At 64.1% G+C, this 850-nt stretch carries 1 pseudogene; it reads right to left on the reverse strand.

Features of this window, described 5'->3' with window-relative positions:
• Window positions 1-10 precede the first annotated feature (10 nt).
• Window positions 11-586 (reverse strand): annotated as a pseudogene (locus tag A9310_RS24170) (IS110 family transposase); the annotation flags it as partial.
• Window positions 587-850: the final 264 nt, after the last annotated feature.

The raw sequence follows: 850 nt of genomic DNA on the forward strand, positions 1-850 counted from the left end.
GTCAGTGCCGCGTCAGTGCCGCTCCCTGTCGTGGGGTGGGAGCGCGACGCAACACCGCCAGRCAGTCTTTGTGGGCGAGGTCGCCGCCGAAGGCATCGACCGCGGCCGGATAGTAGGCGCCCAGTTGAGCGCGCAACACGTTCTGTTGTGCTGAGCGCGCCCACACCAGATTCTGATGCGTACGGGCCATCACCGTGATCGCCTTGACCTCGACGGTGTCGGCGGCGACCAATCGATGATTGTGCCGGTCGGTCCGCACCAGATCAGCCAGCGTTTTCGCGTCAGCCTTATCGGATTTGGTGCCCCCGACATGGTGGCRGTCGCGGTACCGCGACACCGACAACGGGTTGATCGCATACACCTGATAGCCCGCGGCGACCAGGGCGGCGACCCACATGCCGTGATCGGTTTCGATCCCCACCACCACCTCAGAGGGGTCGTGGGCGAACCGGGCGAGCAGGTCATGCATCGCCGTCACGCCGGCCGCGTTCTCGGGTAGTCGGCGGGTGGCCAGGGTGGTGCCGTGTTCATCCATCACGCACACGTCGTGATGATCCGACGCCCAGTCGTTGCCCACACAGATCATGTCGGTCGTTCACCTCGTCTTCGGTCGTCTCGATCGATCGTCGGTGTGAACCTTGGGGTGATCACCCTTGACGCGGCCTAATGGATCAGTGCTCACCCCACATGGTTCAGGGGGCACGACATCCCAGAAGCGTTCTAGCGGGTGATCCTTACCCGGCCGGGCCACGGTCTTCGTGTAGAAATCCGACACCGTTTCRGGGTCTCGGAGTGGTCACCGGCCGGGAAGGCTCACACAAACCAGCATCCCCTGCAGGACGCCGATCCA

It is taken from the genome of Gordonia sp. UCD-TK1, from assembly GCF_001691435.1.
Taxonomy (GTDB): Bacteria; Actinomycetota; Actinomycetes; order Mycobacteriales; family Mycobacteriaceae; genus Gordonia; species Gordonia hongkongensis.